Origin of the sequence: Vibrio albus (assembly GCF_003144035.1) — a bacterium.
GTDB lineage: Bacteria > Pseudomonadota > Gammaproteobacteria > Enterobacterales > Vibrionaceae > Vibrio > Vibrio albus.
The window spans coordinates 1-19,343 of the sequence record NZ_QFWT01000006.1; the positions used below are offsets into that span (position 1 = coordinate 1).

The following is a 19,343-nucleotide window of genomic DNA, read 5'->3' on the forward strand; positions in this document are numbered from 1 at the left end:
GAATTTGCTTGGCGACCATAGCGTTGTGGACCCACCTGATTCCATGCCGAACTCAGAAGTGAAACGCAATAGCGCCGATGGTAGTGTGGGGTTTCCCCATGTGAGAGTAGGACATCGCCAGGCTTTAGTTTTATTTTCACTTTTTCAAAAAGTGAAGACAAAAGCGGACATTCGCACATGCGGATGATACCACTGCGGAGTGGTAGTTCAGTTGGTTAGAATACCGGCCTGTCACGCCGGGGGTCGCGGGTTCGAGTCCCGTCCACTCCGCCACTTATATTAAAGCCCTGTCAGAAATGACAGGGCTTTTTTACGTTTTTAGCACAGTAAACCACTGCGGAGTGGTAGTTCAGTTGGTTAGGCTGTTTGTTTAAAAGAACGCGGCCTGTCACGCCGGGGGCGCGCCAAACAAGGTATCAGGGAGTCGTCCCATCCACTCTGCTTGTAGTAAGGAACAGGCTCATCAGTATGAGCCTGTGGCGTGCCTTATTGCTCTTTCTTTTCTTCTGTATCAGCAGCCAGCTTCTCTTCAAGAGCAGTCAATTTTTGTTCCATCTCTGAAAGCTTCTGGCGAGTTCTGAGTAGAACTTGAGTCTGTACTTCAAACTCTTCCCGGCTAACCACATCCAGCTTATTTAACTGACCCTGAATAACCTGACGTACTTTTTGTTCAACATCGGCACCGAGTTCTTTTACTGGTTCCGGCATGGAATCATGGATCTGCTTGGCAATCTGTTCTAGTTTCTTTGGATCAAACATCTGACTATACTCCTGAAAATTTGTACTTATTTTAGGTAATTTAGGTGGAAAAGTCGTCATAGTGCTGAGAAAAAGTATAAATTTATAGTCTGGTATTGCTCAATTATCTTGGTAGAAATTTATGCTGTCTGGTAGATAATCCGAATAGCAATCAGTGCAAGGGACGATTATTATATAGCCCCTTTGATGTTTGCTTTAAGGTATCGGGTCATGAAGTTAAATCCGCAGCAGAATGAAGCCGTAAAATTTGTCTCAGGTCCGTGCCTGGTTTTGGCTGGGGCTGGTTCAGGCAAGACCCGTGTAATCACGAACAAGATAGCCTATCTTGTGCAGCAGTGCGGATATAAGGCCCGAAACATTGCAGCCGTTACCTTTACCAACAAAGCGGCCCGGGAGATGAAAGAACGGGTTGGACAGACGCTTGGCCGAAAAGAATCTCGGGGGCTGATGATCTCAACTTTTCATACCTTGGGTTTAAATATTATCCGTCGGGAATATAAATCACTGGGGCTCAAAGCGGGGTTTTCTCTGTTTGATGATCAGGACCAGATGGCTTTGTTAAAAGAGCTGACGGAAAAACAGCTGGACGGAGATAAAGACTTACTAAGATCTTTGCTGAGCACCATCTCCAACTGGAAGAACGATATGCTTACGCCGGATCAGGCAAAAGCTCGGGCTCAATCGGAACAGGATCAGCTGTTTGCTTTCTGTTTTGAAATGTATCAGAACCAGATGAAAGCTTATAACGCACTCGACTTCGATGACCTAATTCTGATGCCGGTGGTGTTGTTAAAGACTAATGCAGAAGTACGTCAGCACTGGCAGAATAAAATACGTTATTTATTGGTTGATGAGTATCAGGATACAAACACCAGTCAGTATGAGCTGGTTAAACTTTTGGTCGGTGAGCGTGGTCGCCTGACTGTTGTTGGTGATGACGATCAATCTATTTACTCCTGGCGCGGGGCAAAGCCACAAAATCTGGTACTGCTTAGTCAGGATTACCCAAGCCTGAAAGTCATCAAGCTTGAGCAGAATTACCGTTCTACCAGCCGTATTTTGCGAGCAGCAAATATTCTGATTGCGAATAACCCACACGTGTTCGAAAAAAGACTTTTTTCTGAGCTTCCAGAGGGCGAAAAACTGAAAGTTTTGCACGCCAAAAATGAAGATCATGAAGCGGAACGCGTAACTGGCGAGCTGATTGCTCACCGTTTTCTTAACCGTACTCATTACAAAGACTATGCAATACTCTATCGGGGTAACCATCAGTCGCGGTTAATAGAAAAGGCGTTGATGCAGAACCGGATTCCGTACCGGATTTCCGGGGGAACGTCTTTTTTCGCCCGAGCAGAAATCAAAGACATCATGGCTTATCTGCGTGTGCTGGTTAACCCAGATGACGACAATGCTTTTCTACGTATCGTTAATACCCCGAGGCGTGAAATAGGCCCAGTTACGCTGGAAAAGTTGGGAACCTACGCCAATATGCGGGGGAAAAGTCTGTTTGAAGCCAGTTTTGAGCTGGGTCTGGAACAGCACCTCAGTGGGAGAGGCCTCGAGAATCTACGTAAGTTTACCCAATGGGTAGTGACGATAGCCGATAATGCTGAGCGTGGTAATACTGTGGATGCTGTACGAGCTTTAGTACGTGATATCCACTATGAGGACTGGTTATACGAAACCTCGACCAGTGCTAAGGCTGCGGAAATGAGGATGAAAAATGTCTCTGATCTGTACAGTTGGATTGTGGCCGATCTGGAAGGGGATAACACGGATCAGGAAGAAAAGACTCTTAAGGAAGTGGTTCAGCGTCTGACCCTGCGAGATATGATGGAGCGGGGAGAGGATGATGAAACGGCTGACCAGGTACAGTTAATGACACTGCACGCTTCTAAGGGGCTTGAGTTCCCGTATGTCTACCTGATGGGAGCTGAAGAAGGCATTCTTCCGCACCAAACCAGTATCGATGAGGAAAATGTCGATGAAGAGCGGCGTTTGGCTTATGTGGGGATCACCCGGGCTCAGAAAGAACTGACTTTTACGTTATGTCGGGAGCGTCGCCAATTTGGAGAGCTGCTTAAGCCGCAACAGAGTCGTTTTCTGGATGAGTTACCTTATGATGATGTCGAGTGGGAAATGGTGAAGAAACCGCAGTCTCAGGAAGAAAGAATGGCGAAAGGTCAGGCACATATTGCTAACTTACGTTCGATGTTTAATAAATAAGGCTGAAACTGCTGAAAAAGCCAACAATCGAGAAAAAAAGTGCAAAAAAGGGTGGACTCATACCAGTGATATACGTATTATTCCACTCCGCCGATAGGGCATGCGCCCGTAGCTCAGCTGGATAGAGCGTTGGCCTCCGGAGCCAAAGGTCGAAGGTTCGAATCCTTTCGGGCGCGCCATTTCGGAGGGCCCTGGACATATATCGGTAAAAATAGTGGTGGCTATAGCTCAGTTGGTAGAGCCCCGGATTGTGATTCCGGTTGTCGCGAGTTCAAGTCTCGTTAGCCACCCCATTATTCAGGTAGCATTGCTTCCTTTTTCGGTGTAACCGGGAAGAAATAAAGTCGGTGAATAGCGCAGCTTGGTAGCGCATCTGGTTTGGGACCAGAGGGTCGGGGGTTCGAATCCCTCTTCACCGACCACTTTTCAAATCCATCATTGTTTGATGGTTTTTATCTCAGCGGTGGCTATAGCTCAGTTGGTAGAGCCCCGGATTGTGATTCCGGTTGTCGCGAGTTCAAGTCTCGTTAGCCACCCCATCATTCAGGTAGCATTGCTTCCTTTTTCGGTGTAACCGGGAAGAAATAAAGTCGGTGAATAGCGCAGCTTGGTAGCGCATCTGGTTTGGGACCAGAGGGTCGGGGGTTCGAATCCCTCTTCACCGACCACCTTTAAAGCCTCAGTCGAAAGACTGGGGCTTTTTTTCGATCTGCGCATCAGTTTAGTTTAGAAAGCATATAGAGGGTCGGGGGTTCGGCTATTCCTTGAATCCGGCTCTTCACTGACCACCTTAAAGCCTCGTCATCTGACGGGGCTTTTTGTTTTAACTCTATCTGAGTACGGCTTATAGGGTGCTTGATACGGTATCTTTATGCAAGATTCATCTGATATTATTCCATTTAATATATGCATTATCCGTTTTTGTGCCTTTTTTATGGTTTTTCTGTTCTGAATTAACGCAAATTATTGAAATAATATACTGATGATTTCGATTGCATCTGGGCTTTGTTTCTCTGATTTGGGGTAATGGCTGGCATAATGATTCATTTTTGTTGGTTTTTTGGAAATTCTGTTTATGCGATCAATATCTCCTTTTTATAGGTTAATATCCTTATTTTGGTGCGTTTTGATCGCAGATAGGTCATTTTTGTTGGATTACAATAGTGTGCAAAATGAATAAATATTGATTTCAAATGCTTTAAAATTGCTTTCATGCCGTTTTTTATTCTCCATTTCTTGCATTTGTCTGTGTTTTTTGCCAAATTTAGCTGCTGCTTAATTATCAGAGTCTTCTTCTGATAACGAATGGACTTCACTTATGCCAAGATGGATATTAGCTCAGTTGAGTAATGGTCAGGGCATAAAGACAAGACAGAGGACTTCAAATGTCACTTCTTGAGGTTAAAAACCTTCGAATTGAATACCCATCCCGCCATGGTGTACACGCTGCTGTAAAGTCACTTTCTTTTTCTATTGAGCGTGGTGAAATTGTTGGTGTTGTGGGTGAGTCTGGTGCCGGTAAATCTACGGTTGGTAATGCGGTAATAGATTTGCTTAGTCCACCGGGACAAATCGCCAGTGGTGATGTATACCTTGATGGTGAAAAGATATCTGGTCTTAAACCAGAAGAGATGCGCAAAGTGCGCGGTTCCAAAATTGGATTTATTTTCCAGGATCCGATGACTTCCCTGAACCCGCTGTTCACTGTAGAACAGCAATTGAAAGAAACTATCCACGCAAATATGAATGTGTCCGACCAGGAAGCGTATGGTCGTGCGTTAGCTTTGATGAATCAGGTGGGCATTCCGCAGCCGGAAAACCGTCTGAAGCAGTACCCTCATCAGTTTTCTGGTGGTATGCGTCAGCGGGTGGTGATTGCTATTGCTCTGGCTGGCGAGCCAGACCTGATTATTGCCGATGAACCGACAACGGCACTGGACGTATCTATTCAGGACCAAATTCTGAGCCTGATTCGTGAGCTATGCGTAAAGAATAACGTTGGCTGTATGCTGGTTACCCACGATATGGGTGTGGTTTCGAACGTAACCGATAAGGTGGCGGTGATGTACCGTGGCGACCTGGTTGAGTTTGGTAAGACAGATAAGGTTCTGGGTAATCCAGATCACCCTTATACCCGCAGTCTTATTTCTGCTGTTCCTCGTTCAGACGTGAAGCTGGATAGGTTCCCTCTGGTCAGCTATATCGAAGAAGCGACGGAGATGAAATCGCTGGATATTAAGAATCACTGGCTGGGTCAGAGTCAGGATCAGCGTTCATATACAGGGCCGCTTCTTAACGTAGAGAATGTTAACCTACGCTTTATCACCAAAGATTCCTTGTTTGAAAGCCGTCGTGAATATGTGCAGGCCTCGAACAATGTCAGCTTTGAAGTATTTGAAGGGGAAACCTTTGGTCTGGTTGGTGAGTCAGGTTCCGGTAAGTCGACCATCGCCCGTGTGATCGCCGGTCTGTATACGCCGAACTCTGGTAAGGTGACCTTTGAAGGTATTGACCTGACCGCACTGACGTCAGAAAAAGCCCGCCGCCCTATGCGTCGTCAGATGCAGATGGTATTCCAGAATCCATATACCTCCATGAACTCACGCATGAAGGTCTTTGACATTATTGCTGAGCCGATCCGGTTCCATAAACTGACCCGTAATGAAAGTGAGACTCGTCAGATAGTGTATGACCTGCTGGATCACGTGGGATTGGGAAGAATGGCCGGTTTGAAATACCCTCATGAGTTTTCTGGTGGTCAGCGTCAGCGTATTTCTATTGCCCGTGCGTTGGCTACGCGTCCACGCCTGCTGATTTGTGATGAGCCAACTTCTGCGCTGGATGTTTCCGTTCAGGCTCAGATTCTGAACCTGCTGAAAGATCTACAGAGTGAACTTAACCTGACCATGCTGTTTATCAGTCATGATCTCCCGGTTATCCGTCAGATGTGTGACCGTATCGGGGTGATGAAAATGGGAACTTTGCTGGAAGTGGCCCCGACTGAGCAGTTATTTAATAATCCACACCATGAATACAGTAAGCAATTGATTTCTCTTATGCCGGAATTTACCGGATTAAGAGAGGATGTTGCTTAAATTAAAATATAAATACACAGAAGCACACACAACAAACAAAAGGGATAAGGATTCCCGCATAAGGAGTTATGCTATGAAAACCATTAAGACCAAACTTACCGTTGCTCTGATGGCTGCTGGCCTGAGCCTGAGTGCAATGGCTGCAGATATTACCGTTGCTTATGATGCTGATCCGGTATCAATGGACCCGCATGAGCAGCTTTCAGGTGGTACCCTGCAGATGTCTCATATGGTGTTTGACCCACTGGTACGTTATACCCAGGCTCTGGATTTTGAACCTCGTCTGGCGGAAAGCTGGAAGCGTGTTGATGAGACAACCTTCCGTTTTAACCTGCGTAAAGGTGTGAAATTCCATTCCGGTAATGCAATGACCGCTGATGATGTCGTGTGGACCTTTGAGCGTCTGCAACATTCACCGGACTTTAAGGCTATCTTTGCACCGTTTGAGAAGATGGTGAAAGTGGATGACTACACCGTTGATATCGTATCAAAAGAAGCGTTCCCTCTGGTTCTTCAGACGGCGACTTATATCTTCCCAATGGATAAAGCGTTCTACTCAGGCACAACTGAAGAAGGCAAAGACAAATCTGAAATTGTGAAGCACGGTAACTCCTTTGCGTCTACTCATGTTTCCGGTACAGGTCCGTTTATCGTGACTTCTCGTGAGCAGGGTGTAAAAGTGGAATTTGAACGTTTTGAGGATTACTGGGACACAGAATCCAAAGGCAACGTTGATCACCTGACACTGGTACCAATCAAAGAAGACGCAACCCGTGTTGCAGCATTGCTTTCTGGTGATGTGGATATGATTGCACCGGTAGCACCGAATGATCAGCGCCGTGTTGATAGTGCCAGTGGCGTGGATCTTGTGACGCTGCCAGGTACCCGCATTATCACTTTCCAGATGAACCAGAACAGTAATGAAGCGCTGAAAGATGCCCGGGTTCGTCAGGCGATAGTCTATGCGATCAACAACGAAGGTATCGCGAAGAAGATCATGAAAGGTTTTGCAACAGCTGCGGGTCAGCAGAGCCCAGAAGGTTATGCGGGCTATAACCCGGATTTGAAACCGCGTTATGACCTGAAGAAAGCGAAACAACTGATGAAAGAAGCGGGTTATGAAGATGGCTTTACGCTGAGCATGATCGCACCGAATAACCGTTATGTGAACGATGCTAAGGTGGCTCAGGCTGCGGCAGCAATGCTGTCTAAGATCGGTATCAAAGTGGATCTGAAAACCATGCCTAAGGCGCAGTACTGGCCTGAATTTGATAAGTGTGCAGCAGACATGCTGATGATTGGGTGGCATTCGGATACTGAAGATTCTGCGAACTTCTCAGAGTTCCTGACAATGACCCGTAATGAAGAAACGGGTCGTGGTCAGTACAACTGTGGCCACTACTCAAACCCTGAGGTGGATCGTCTGGTGGAAGATGCAAACGTTGAAACCGATCCGGCTAAGCGTGCGAAAATGCTGCAACAGGTGGAAGCAACTCTGTATAACGATGCTGCGTTTGTTCCCCTGCACTGGCAGAACCTGGCGTGGGGTGCTAAATCTAATGTGGATATCGCACCTATCGTGAACGCTATGAACTTCCCTTACTTCGGTGATTTGGAAGTGAAATAACCAAGCAAAGTGATTTATTTTGCTGAAGAGATCCCCGCAAATGCGGGGATCTGTCTGCTGGGCTCCTATATTTTACTAGCCAGACAGCGGCAGAGAGTATTACCCGGGATATTTCCGGTTAGGGCACACAGTCTTATTTCAGTCGGGCTGAGTGTTGTATTGCGATTTATTAATGAAGACTGAATTTTTGATGATTGTAAGGGGCAAGAAATGTTTTCGTTTCTGGTCAAACGCCTGTTTCAGGCTCTGATTGTAATGTTTGTCATCAGCGTAGTTGCGTTTTCTATCCAGGACAACCTTGGGGACCCGTTACGTGAGCTGGTAGGGCAGTCTGTATCTGAAGCTGAACGCCAGGCACTGCGAGATGAACTGGGGCTGAATGACCCGTTTATGACGAAGTACACACGCTTTGTAACTAACGCCGTGCAAGGTGACTTAGGGACTTCCTATTTCTTTAAAAAACCAGCCACAGAAGTGATTCTGGAAAAACTGGTTGCGACGCTGGAGCTGGTATTCGGTGCCTCGTTGATCATTATTGGTTTATCCATTCCGCTTGGCGTGTATTCGGCCATTCACCCGAAAAGCTTTTTTACTAAAGTCGTTATGGCATTCAGTAGTATCGGGATTTCTGTTCCGGTATTCCTGACCGCTATTATGCTGATGTACATATTCTCTATTGAACTGGGCTGGCTTCCCTCTTACGGGCGTGGTGAGACGTTTAATCTGTTAGGTTGGGAGTCCGGTTTCTTTACGCTGGATGGCCTGGCTCATCTGGTGCTACCGTGTATTTCTCTGGCCTCTATCATGCTGCCTCTGTTTATCCGTCTGGTGCGTTCTGAAATGCTGGAGGTACTGAGCTCGGAGTATATTAAATTTGCCAAGGCTAAGGGCCTGCCGATGAAGAAAGTGTATTATCAGCACGCTCTGAAAAATACCATGCTACCGGTTCTGACGGTGGGTGGTGTACAGCTTGGTCTGATGGTGGCCTATACCATACTGACAGAAACGGTATTCCAGTGGCCGGGAACCGGCTTCCTGTTCCTGGAGGCGATTAACCGTGTGGATACACCGCTTATTACTGCCTATGTGATTTTTGTGGGTCTGATTTTTGTGGTGACGAACACCATTATCGATTTGTTATACGGGCTGATTAACCCGACAGTGAACCTGACAGGTAAAGGAGCCTGATATGAGTAATACAGTAACTGCTCCTGGCCGTTGGGAGCGTTTTAAAAATTCTGACTTTCTGCATTATTTCCTGAATGACAAAGTGGCCATGTTCAGTTTTGCCATTTTTGTGTTGTATTTGGTTATTGCGTTCGCGTCACCGTTAATATCTCCAACGGATCCGTATGACCTGACTTCCATTGATATTATGGATTCTGAACTTCCACCTTCCTGGATGGACGGGGGAGATACCCGCTTCCTGCTTGGAACCGATGAGCAGGGGCGTGATATCCTGTCTACGATGCTGTATGGTTCGCGCCTGTCTCTGACCATTGGCTTTTTAGCGGTGGGTGTACAGCTGATCTTAGGCATCATTATTGGCCTTTCATCGGGTTACTTTGGTGGGCGTATCGATAGTTTCCTAATGCGTTTTGCGGATATCCAGTTGTCTTTCTCGACGATGATGGTGGCAATTATTGTTTCTGCTATCTTTAAAGCCAGCTTCGGTAACGAGTTTTATGGTGAGTATGCCGTGATCATGCTGGTGGTCATCATCGGGGTGGCCGAGTGGCCGCAGTACGCACGTACGATACGTGCATCGGTACTGTCGGAGAAGAAGAAAGAATATGTGGAAGCGGCACGGGTGATGGGGCTTAAGACGCCACGCATCATGTTCCGCCATATTCTGCCTAACTGCCTGTCTCCTATTTTGGTGATTTCTACGGTACAGATTGCCAACGCGATTATGTCAGAAGCCGCACTGTCATTTTTGGGGCTGGGTTTGCCTGTCGAGCAGCCTTCTCTCGGTTCACTCATCAGTATTGGATTTAACTATATTTTCTCTGGTGCATGGTGGATAACCGCTTTCCCAGGGGTGGTACTGGTCTCGTTAGTTCTGGTTATTAATCTGCTTGGTGACTGGTTGCGGGATGTATTTAACCCAAAAATTTATAAAGGGTGATCGAAAGCGATTGATCTTTAACCATAAACGTTCCTAAACTAAAGAGCTGCTCTGATAAAGCGGCTCTTTTGTCATCCAGACTTTATCTGTCTTACTGCTATAAAAGCAGTAACATTTTGGGTCTACACTAAATAGAGATAGAGCGGCAAACTGTTTAGAGAATAACGTATGAATAATTACTTCACAGGGAAAAGGGTTAGGGGGCTTTTATCCATCCTCTTTGTTGGCTTCTGTTTATCCTCAGTGGTGTACGCAGCAGACGATTATGTATGTGAGGCGAAGCAGAACGCCAAAAATGAGCTGGCCGTTTTGACGGAGTCTTGCCCTATCGGCCAGGGGCTATGGGGACGCGAGCCTAAACAAGACAAAGGCTTCTTCTGGATTCAGTGTGGTATTTTCCCCCAGCCCCTCTCTTTGGAACAAGCAAAGCTTATCTATGGAAAAATTTCGACTAACGTATGGATAAAGCAAGATGGAAAAGGTTTTCGTTGTCTGATTGGCCCATATAGCCACTTTGATAAAGCCAACAGTGAACTGAAAGGGGTGAGAGGCCTGCCAGCCTATAAAGAGTCGTTTGTCCGTTGGGTGACTGAGGATGGACAGACCAGGAAAAGTGATACCAAGCCTGAAGCTAAACAACCGATTCCGGCAAAGCCTGCAAAACCGGTCCGGACAATGAAAGAAAAACCGGCGAAGCCTGTACGTAAATTGTCTCCTGCCGTGGCACCAGAAGCGCCAGCTCAGCCGGCATCTTTACCTGAGGAAAAAACACCGGCTTTCGACGGAATTACTTTGCGCAGGCAGACCCGTGTGGCAGAACAGCAGTTTGTCGTTCCGTTCTTAATGCAGGGAAATGAGCAGTTTTATATGGAATATGGCATAGCCTGGAACCGGCTTGATTACACGAAAGCGGAAAGTGTGTGTTCATCAATGGGAATGTCGATGGTGGATGAACAGCAGTGGAAATCCCTGCTGAGCTCCAATGTAATGACGCGTGAAAAGTGGCCGTTACACCTGCCGTATTGGGGGATGGGGAAACGCGGGCTATTTACCAGTGGCAAAGTGACCCACCTTACCGGAACTTCTCTGTTAAATGTTGTGTGCGTGAAATAGCTCCGACATTGTCGGAGCAGTCGCTGTCCGGTTATGACTGAATCTGTTGACGAAGAGCTTGTTTCTCTGCCGGTGACAGAAAGGCCATGTCCAGCCCATTCTCTTGTGCTTGCCGGATTTGTTCCTGAGAGAGCCCGGCTTGTGGTGCGGCTACCTCATATTCATAAGGCAATTCGATACCTTCTACTGCAGGATCATCGGTATTAAGACAGGCCAGAATACCGTGTTCAAGGAACTGTTTGAGTGGATGGTTAGCCAGTGACTCAACGGTACTGGTCTGGATATTAGAGGTCAGGCAGGACTCTATACCGATGCGGTTCTCTGCCAGATAATCCATTAGCTGAGGGTCATGCACAGCTTTTACTCCATGACCGATACGCTCAGCCCCCAATGTCTGAATGGCTTGCCACATGCTTTCAGGGCCAGCGGCTTCTCCGGCGTGGACGGTAACGTGCAAACCAGCATCCCTGACTTGCTTGAAGTGAGAGACGAAACGGTCACCCGGTTGCCCGAGTTCATCACCAGCAAGATCGACGGCAACCAGGTGGTCTTTTTGAGATAATAAGCTGTCCAGCTCCTTCTGACAGGCATCGGTGCCAAAAGAGCGACTCATAATGCCGATAAGGTTGGTTTTGACCCCAAAGTCACGGCTGCCAGCCTGTACACCATCAATCACTGCTTCTACTACGCCTTCCAGCGGCAGCTTATGCTTCATTGCCATGTAGTAGGGGGAAAAGCGTAATTCTGCATAATTGATACGGGCATTCAGGGCATCTTCTACATTTTCGTAGGCGACACGACGCACGGCATCGAGATTTCCCAGAACCGCCACGCCCCAGTCCAATTTCGTCAGAAAGGCGACTAGGTCCGGTTCGGTTTCAATGACCTGAACATGAGGGCGCAGGGACTCCAGATCATAAGCCGGCAGACTGACACCAAATTGTTTTCCGAGATCCAGTATGGTCTGAATACGGATGTTGCCGTCGAGATGGCGGTGTATATCAACAAGTGGGAGATGGGATGTAATCATGTCGGAAGTCCTGAACAGCTGTCTGTGCTTAAGTATAAGAGCGAGACTAATGATTTGTCGCAGGAAAATAAAGAAAAACAGCCATAATGACTGTTTTTCTTTGATTGATAAGCGAACCTATTGTTAGTTTCGTTAGCTCATATCCAGCTCTTTCAGCTTTCTGGTCAGCGTGTTACGCCCCCAACCCAGCACTTTGGCGGCTTCCTGTTTATGCCCGTTGGTGTGATTCAGGGCTGTTTTCAGGAGAATACGTTCAAATTCCGGCAGAGCATAAGCAAGCAATTCTGTTTCTCCTGAGGCAAGAGCGGCCTGAGCCCAGGATTCCAGTTCTGCCTGCCAGCTTCCGCTGCCGCTGGAGGTGGTAATGGATTTTTCTTCCATCAGCTCTGCCGGCAGATCCGATGGCAGAATTTCGCTGCCACTGGCCATAACAGTCAGGCCGCGACAGATGTTCTCCAACTGGCGCACGTTGCCGGGCCATGAAAGACGCTTTAGCACATCCAGTGTTGCCGGATGCAGTGCTTTCATTTCGACACCTAACTCATCGGAAGCGCGGGCCAGAAAATGCATGGTGAGCTTTTCGATGTCCTGCTTTCTTTCCCGTAGTGATGGTATCTGGATTCGAATAACATTCAGGCGGTGGAACAAATCTTCCCGGAAGTCACCCTGCTGGGCCAGTTTTTCCAAATTCTGGTGAGTAGCCGCGATAATACGTACATCGACCTTGATGGCGGAATGGCCGCCCACCCGGTAGAACTGCCCGTCTGCGAGAACCCGTAACAGCCGGGTCTGAATGTCCAGTGGCATATCACCGATTTCATCCAGAAACAGGGTACCGCCATTGGCTTGTTCAAAACGGCCCTGACGAACATTATTGGCACCGGTAAACGCCCCTTTTTCATGCCCAAACAGCTCTGACTCAATCAGATCCTTCGGTATTGCTGCCATATTCAGAGCAATAAATGGATTTTTGGCCCGAGGGCTGTGACGGTGCAGTGCATGGGCTACCAGTTCTTTACCCGTACCTGACTCACCATTGATCAGGACTGATATTGAAGAGCGGGATAAGCGTCCTATCGCACGAAAGACTTCCTGCATGGATGGTGCTTCACCAATGATTTCTGGCGCGCTGGCGGCTAAGCCATCATCGGACACCTGCTCTCTTTTCTGTTCATGGCTGTGGGCGATGGCTTTTTCTACCAGCGTTAGCGTTTCGTCGATATCAAAAGGTTTTGGCAGGTATTCAAATGCCCCTTTCTGATAGGCATTCACCGCAGCATCCAAATCGGAGTGGGCTGTCATAATAATGACAGGCAGATCCGGATATTTGTTATGAACCTGATTGAGCAGATCCAGACCATCAATACCCGGCATCCGGATATCTGACACCAGAACATCGGGTGCTTCCCGTTCCAACGACATCAAAACACTTTCCGCATCCGCGAATGTTTCACAGTGGATATTCGCGGATGACAAGGTTTTCTCCATCACCCAGCGGATGGAGCTATCATCATCGACAACCCAAACATATCCTCTACTCATATCGATAATTCCTTAGCAACAATATCCGCTTAAATCGGCAGATAGATAGTAAATGTGGTTCTTCCCGGCCAGCTTTGTACATCAACTTTTCCGCTGTGCTGGTCGATTAGGTTTTGTGCAATAGACAACCCCAGCCCGGTACCACCTTCCCGGCCACTCACCATGGGGTAGAACAGCGTATCCTGTAAATCAACAGGAATTCCTGGGCCGTTATCAATGACTTCAATTCGTGCAGCCAGCTTGTATCTCTGGCCGTGAATATTCGCCTGATGAATGGTTCTGGTTTTTATAGTAATTCTTGCATCGTCTTGCTTGGCTAAAATTTGTGCGGCATTGCTGACGATGTTTAGCAGTGCCTGCTCTATTTGATCGGGGTCCATCATCAGTTCAGGGAGGCTGGGATCGTAGTCTCGTTCGATGATGACATCTGAGCCGGTTTCCAGCTCCACTAACTGGCGGACTTTTTCCAGCACCACATGCAGATTTTCTAGTTTTTTCCTGCCTGGTTTCTGTGGTCCCAGCAGCCGGTCAACCAGATTTCTCAATCTGTCTGCCTGCTCAATAATAATTTGGGTATATTCCCCCAGAGAGGGATCCGGAAGCATTTTTTGCAGCAGTTGTGCCGCCCCTCTTAACCCACCCAGCGGGTTCTTTATTTCGTGGGCCAGGCTGCGGATCAGAAGTTTGGCTGCCTGTTGCTGAGCGTGCTGGTTAAGTTCCTGGCTTAAACGACGTTGCTGATCAATTTTTCTCATTTCAATCAGCAGCATCAATTCTTTACCCCAGGTTAACGGACTGACAGTCACCTCCAGCATCAGGGGTTTTCCATCGACAACAAAGGTAACATCGCTGTCAGTGATACTCTGTCCACTCTGCAGTGGCTGAGTCAGTAGTGCCAGATCCATTGAGGCATGCTGAATCAATTGAGATAACGGACTGGAAATAAGGCGTTTGGTACTTTGTGAAAAGAGTTGTTCAGCGGCAGGGTTTGCATACTGAATGATCAGATGCTCATCCAGCATTAACGTCGCTGTCACTACATTATCTAAGATTGCCGTAGAAAGTTCGTTGTTAACCATACCCTCATTACCTTTCCCTATCATTGCCCAGATGACGCTCCACAAAAGCGCTTTGCACCAAAATTGTGCGCTCATAAAATTAAGTATGAGCCAGGATACAGGAAATAAGAAGAGGCTATTTTTTTGTGGGGAATGAAATCTGACATAAATGTCAGATTTCATAAGAAAATGCTAAAAAAATGCTTTAATACCCGCTATTAACCTGATCATGCTCTACTTCTTTACACTGCTCCGGTGTAAGTGCACTTTTATAGTACTGGTAGATGCAATAATCTTGCCGCTTTGTAGGGCATTGACGGTAAAGCTGTGGGTACCCCGATCAATATCTTTCAGGTTCCAGACGGTATTGGTCTGGGGGGCACCAAATCGGTTGTCGTCCATGATTAACTGGTAATGTTCACGTGGTTTTAAGGCTCTGTTTGCCTCCAGTACAATAGTAATCACGCCCCGATTGCTACGTACAGTCTGTTTATCAGCAGGGGTGACAATTTGAATATCCAGCAGCTTGTCTGGTTCATCTTGCTTGGGAGACGGTTTAGTGGCCATCTGCTGCTTAGTGGCTTGGGGTAACCGATCTTGTTGCGTTTGTTCTGGTGGTAACGGTGTTTGTGTTTTTTTGTTATCGAGAGGCAGAGCAGAAAGCACTTTTGGTGCTGGTGCCGGTGCTTTGATATCGGGCAGGCTGACTTGTTCCTGTTTGCTGGCGGATGCTGGTGGCGTGTATTCACTAAAATGGATGACACCATTTTCATCTTCCCAGCTGTAAATTTCCTGAGCTGTACTAACTGCTGGACACATCAGGATAAATATTATTGTGTAGGTCCAAATTTTCATTAGTCACCATCCGTTTTGGGGAGGTTTGAGTGGTATGGGTTCAAGCCACAATACGGACTAGTTTGTGGATTACCAGGACGGTTCCCTGGGTCAGGAGGCTTATGGTAGGGGTGTAGAAAGGCGGGATAAATAGAAAAAAGGCCCGCCTGCGAGGCGAGCCTGATAAATTATTGTAACACTGTATGCATATTACACAGAGTAGTACAGTTCGAACTCAACAGGGTGAGTTGTCATGTTTACTTTCTCTACGTCTGCAGACTTAAGATCGATGTAAGAATCGATGAAGTCGTCAGAGAATACGCCGCCAGCAGTCAGGAACTCACGGTCTGCATCCAGTTCAGCCAGAGCATCTTTCAGAGAGTAAGCAACTGTTGGGATAGCCAGTGCTTCTTCTGCAGGCAGGTCATACAGGTCTTTATCCATTGCTTCGCCTGGGTTGATCTTGTTCTTGATACCGTCAAGACCAGCCATCAGCATTGAAGCAAATGCCAGGTATGGGTTAGCCGCTGGGTCACCGAAGCGAACTTCGATACGACGTGCTTTAGGGCTTGATACTACTGGGATACGGATAGAAGCTGAACGGTTACGTGCAGAGTAAGCAAGCATAACAGGAGCTTCGAAACCAGGAACCAGACGCTTGTATGAGTTAGTTGCTGGGTTAGCAAATGCGTTGATTGCACGAGCGTGCTTGATGATACCACCGATGTAGTACAGAGCAGTTTCAGAAAGGCCGCCGTACTTGTCACCAGCAAACAGGTTAACACCGTCTTTAGCCAGAGATTGGTGAACGTGCATACCAGAACCGTTATCACCAACTAGTGGTTTAGGCATGAAGGTTGCTGTTTTACCAAATGCGTGTGCAACGTTGTGTACAACGTACTTGTAGATTTGAGTTTCATCTGCTTTAGCAGTCAGAGTGTTGAAACGAGTAGCGATTTCGTTCTGACCCGCTGTTGCCACTTCGTGGTGGTGAGCTTCAACAACCAGACCCATTTCTTCCATGATCAGACACATAGCAGAACGGATGTCCTGAGATGAATCAACAGGAGCAACTGGGAAGTAACCGCCTTTAACACCTGGACGGTGGCCTTTGTTACCTTCTTCGAAATCAGCGCCTGTGTTCCATACAGCTTCGATGTCGTCAATTTTGTAGAAAGAGCCAGACATGTCTGTTGAGAATTTTACGTCGTCAAACAGGAAGAATTCTGGTTCTGGACCAATCAGAACAGTGTCTGCGATGCCAGCAGAACGCATGTAGTCTTCAGCGCGTTTTGCAATAGAGCGAGGGTCACGGTCGTAACCTTGCATAGTCGCAGGTTCTAGGATGTCACAACGGATGTTTAGAGTTGCATCCTCTGTGAATGGGTCAAGAACAGCTGATGATGCATCAGGCATCATTACCATGTCTGATTCGTTGATACCTTTCCAGCCAGCAACAGAAGAACCATCGAACATTTTTCCTTCTTCGAAGAAGTCTGCATCGACTTGGTGAGCAGGAATAGAGATGTGTTGCTCTTTACCCTTAGTATCTGTGAAGCGTAGGTCAACAAACTTGACTTCGTTTTCTTGGATCAGCGATAGAACATTTTCTACTGACATCTTGGATAACCTCCAGTGTTAATAAAGTGGCATAGCACGATTAAATTAATCGGCATTGATTAGTCCATGCAACGGTAAATTAATCAATACAGACTTTGCGAGAAGCTAATGCTAAAACCGTGCCATCATGTTAGATCCTTGCAATTCAAGATCTTATTTCAGTAATGTTTATTTTTGGTGCATGCGCTGCACCAAAATGATCCGATTAAGCACAAAAATGGTGCATCAGAATGGTGCAGAAAGTCATTACTGACTACAGGTGATTATTCAGCATGCTAAATGAATAATTGTCAATCGGATTTTTACCTAAAAGTAACATCTTTTGTTTAGAATTAAAAAATCATCTTCGTTACAGATCACATTTCTTAGGTATTCCGGGAAAAATCTGGTACATTAACGCCGATTTTTAAACCAATTTGTAACCTAGGAGCTGTTTTTTCGCTCCTAATGCGTCTTTTTACTTGAGTGAATCAAAATCCATGACGACTCCACAGATCGATAAACTGAGAAATATCGCGATCATCGCACACGTTGACCACGGTAAAACCACACTGGTAGATAAACTGCTTCAGCAGTCGGGAACGCTTGAGTCCCGTGGTGAAGTAGAAGAGCGAGTCATGGACTCGAACGATATCGAGAAAGAGCGTGGCATTACCATTCTGGCTAAGAACACGGCCATTAACTGGAATGACTACCGAATCAATATCGTTGATACTCCGGGACACGCCGACTTCGGTGGTGAAGTGGAACGTATTATGTCGATGGTCGATTCTGTACTGTTGATTGTTGATGCTGTAGACGGCCCGATGCCACAGACGCGTTTCGTAACTCAGAAAGCATTTGCTCATGGTCTGAAGCCGATTTTGGTTATCAACAAAATTGACCGTCCGGGCGCTCGTCCTGACTGGGTAATGGATCAGGTATTTGACCTGTTCGATAACCTGGGTGCGACAGATGACCAGCTGGACTTCCAGGTAGTATACGCTTCCGCACTGAATGGCTGGGCGACTCTGGAAGAAGGCGAAGAAGGCGAAAACATGGAGCCTTTGTTTGAGGCGATTGTCGAGAACGTAAGTGCGCCAGAAGTTGACCTTGAAGGTTCACTGCAGATACAGGTTTCTCAGCTGGACTACAGCTCCTATGTAGGCGTTATCGGTGTTGGTCGCGTCACTCGTGGTACTGTTAAACCGAACCAGATGGTGACGGTAGTCGGTGCTGACGGTAAAACCCGTAACGGTAAAGTAGGTACGGTTCTGGGTTACCTTGGTCTTGAGCGTCATGAGGTAGAACAAGCTACCGCTGGTGACATTATTGCGTTTACCGGACTGGGTGAACTGAAGATCTCTGACACTATCTGTGACCAGGGTCAGGTAGAAGCACTGCCAGCACTGTCTGTTGATGAGCCGACGGTAACCATGACGTTCCAGGTAAACACCTCTCCGTTTGCGGGTAAAGAAGGTAAGTTTGTTACTTCACGTAACATTCTTGAGCGTCTGGAAAAAGAACTGGTTCACAACGTGGCACTACGTGTTGAACAGACTGATGACCCGGATAAATTCCGTGTTTCTGGTCGTGGTGAGCTGCACCTGTCTATTCTGATCGAAAACATGCGTCGTGAAGGCTTTGAGCTGGCGGTATCCCGTCCGGAAGTGATCATCAAAGAAGAAGATGGCCAACTGATGGAACCGTATGAGACGGTAACCATCGACGTTCTGGAAGAGCATCAGGGCGGTATCATGGAGAATATCGGTCTGCGTAAAGGCGAACTGACTGATATGTCTCCGGATGGTAAGGGCCGTGTACGTATGGACTTTATGATGCCTTCTCGTGGTCTTATCGGCTTCCAGACTGAGTTTATGACCCTGACCTCTGGTTCTGGTCTGATGTACCACACATTTGACCACTATGGTCCGCATAAAGGCGGTGAAATCGGTCAGCGTATTAATGGCGTGCTGATCTCTAACGCGACTGGTAAAGCTCTGACCTATGCCCTGTTTAACTTGCAGGAACGTGGTCGTCTGTTTACTGAGCACGCTGACGAAGTATATGAAGGCCAGGTTATCGGTATTCATAACCGCTCCAACGACCTGACAGTAAACTGTCTGAAAGGTAAACAGCTGACTAACGTACGTGCTTCTGGTACGGATGAAGCTCAGGTGCTGACTCCTGCTATCAAATATACTCTGGAGCAGGCGCTGGAATTCATTGATGATGATGAACTGGTGGAAGTGACTCCGGAAAGCATCCGTATCCGTAAGAAGCTTCTTACGGAAGCGGATCGTAAGCGCGCGAGCCGCCCTGCGAAATAATC

General features: G+C 47.1%; 13 protein-coding genes, 6 tRNA genes and 1 rRNA gene. 14 read left to right on the forward strand and 6 right to left on the reverse strand.

What is annotated here, in order from left to right; genetic code table 11:
* The first annotated feature begins 7 nt into the window (after positions 1-7).
* Both rrf and DI392_RS11500 read left to right on the forward strand, forming a co-directional pair.
* Positions 8-123: ribosomal RNA gene (gene rrf, locus DI392_RS11495) — 5S ribosomal RNA — on the forward strand.
* A gap of 73 nt (positions 124-196) precedes the next feature.
* A tRNA-Asp gene (locus DI392_RS11500) sits at positions 197-273 on the forward strand.
* A gap of 213 nt (positions 274-486) precedes the next feature.
* Here DI392_RS11500 and ubiK read toward each other — a convergent pair.
* Entirely contained in the window at positions 487-759 is a 273-nt protein-coding gene (gene ubiK / locus DI392_RS11505; RefSeq protein WP_109320060.1) for a ubiquinone biosynthesis accessory factor UbiK, read from the reverse strand.
* A gap of 210 nt (positions 760-969) precedes the next feature.
* Here ubiK and rep point away from each other — a divergent pair, with 210 nt between their 5' ends.
* From rep to DI392_RS11560, 11 genes are all read left to right on the forward strand, one after another.
* Entirely contained in the window at positions 970-2,985 is a 2,016-nt protein-coding gene (gene rep / locus DI392_RS11510) for a DNA helicase Rep (RefSeq protein ID WP_109320061.1), read from the forward strand.
* Positions 2,986-3,087: 102 nt separating this feature from the next.
* Positions 3,088-3,164, forward strand: a tRNA-Arg gene (locus DI392_RS11515).
* A 38-nt stretch (positions 3,165-3,202) separates the two neighbouring features.
* Positions 3,203-3,278: transfer RNA gene (locus tag DI392_RS11520), tRNA-His, on the forward strand.
* Between the two features lie 52 nt (positions 3,279-3,330).
* A tRNA-Pro gene (locus DI392_RS11525) sits at positions 3,331-3,407 on the forward strand.
* A gap of 41 nt (positions 3,408-3,448) precedes the next feature.
* Positions 3,449-3,524 (forward strand) — tRNA-His (locus DI392_RS11530).
* A gap of 52 nt (positions 3,525-3,576) precedes the next feature.
* Positions 3,577-3,653 (forward strand) — tRNA-Pro (locus tag DI392_RS11535).
* Positions 3,654-4,370: 717 nt separating this feature from the next.
* The gene (locus DI392_RS11540) at positions 4,371-6,080 is read left to right on the forward strand and encodes a dipeptide ABC transporter ATP-binding protein (RefSeq protein WP_109320062.1); all 1,710 of its coding nucleotides are present in this window, start codon (positions 4,371-4,373) and stop codon (positions 6,078-6,080) included.
* 73 nt (positions 6,081-6,153) lie between these two features.
* A complete protein-coding gene (locus DI392_RS11545) occupies positions 6,154-7,707 on the forward strand; it encodes an ABC transporter substrate-binding protein (protein WP_109320063.1) in 1,554 nt (517 codons plus the stop codon).
* 210 nt (positions 7,708-7,917) lie between these two features.
* Positions 7,918-8,895 (forward strand): ABC transporter permease, encoded by a 978-nt coding sequence (locus DI392_RS11550; protein WP_109320064.1) that lies wholly within the window; start codon positions 7,918-7,920, stop codon positions 8,893-8,895.
* A 1-nt stretch (position 8,896) separates the two neighbouring features.
* Positions 8,897-9,835: an ABC transporter permease gene (locus tag DI392_RS11555; RefSeq protein WP_109320065.1), complete on the forward strand. Its 939-nt coding sequence runs from the start codon at positions 8,897-8,899 to the stop codon at positions 9,833-9,835.
* Between the two features lie 168 nt (positions 9,836-10,003).
* Entirely contained in the window at positions 10,004-10,948 is a 945-nt protein-coding gene (locus tag DI392_RS11560; RefSeq protein WP_109320066.1) for an SPOR domain-containing protein, read from the forward strand.
* Positions 10,949-10,979: 31 nt separating this feature from the next.
* Here DI392_RS11560 and add read toward each other — a convergent pair whose 3' ends face one another.
* From add to glnA, 5 genes are all read right to left on the reverse strand, one after another.
* Complete coding sequence (gene add, locus DI392_RS11565; RefSeq protein ID WP_109320067.1) at positions 10,980-11,978, reverse strand: adenosine deaminase; 999 nt, start codon at positions 11,976-11,978, stop codon at positions 10,980-10,982.
* Between the two features lie 132 nt (positions 11,979-12,110).
* Positions 12,111-13,520 carry a nitrogen regulation protein NR(I) gene (glnG, locus tag DI392_RS11570; protein WP_109320068.1) on the reverse strand — a complete coding sequence of 470 codons (1,410 nt, stop codon included), beginning with the start codon at positions 13,518-13,520 and terminating at the stop codon, positions 12,111-12,113.
* A gap of 29 nt (positions 13,521-13,549) precedes the next feature.
* A complete protein-coding gene (gene glnL / locus DI392_RS11575; RefSeq protein WP_109320069.1) occupies positions 13,550-14,599 on the reverse strand; it encodes a nitrogen regulation protein NR(II) in 1,050 nt (349 codons plus the stop codon).
* A 213-nt stretch (positions 14,600-14,812) separates the two neighbouring features.
* Entirely contained in the window at positions 14,813-15,433 is a 621-nt protein-coding gene (locus tag DI392_RS11580) for a DUF4124 domain-containing protein (RefSeq protein WP_109320070.1), read from the reverse strand.
* Positions 15,434-15,622: 189 nt separating this feature from the next.
* The gene (gene glnA / locus DI392_RS11585; protein WP_109320071.1) at positions 15,623-17,032 is read right to left on the reverse strand and encodes a glutamate--ammonia ligase; all 1,410 of its coding nucleotides are present in this window, start codon (positions 17,030-17,032) and stop codon (positions 15,623-15,625) included.
* 479 nt (positions 17,033-17,511) lie between these two features.
* Here glnA and typA point away from each other — a divergent pair, with 479 nt between their 5' ends.
* The gene (gene typA / locus DI392_RS11590; protein ID WP_109320072.1) at positions 17,512-19,341 is read left to right on the forward strand and encodes a translational GTPase TypA; all 1,830 of its coding nucleotides are present in this window, start codon (positions 17,512-17,514) and stop codon (positions 19,339-19,341) included.
* The last annotated feature ends 2 nt before the right edge of the window (positions 19,342-19,343 follow it).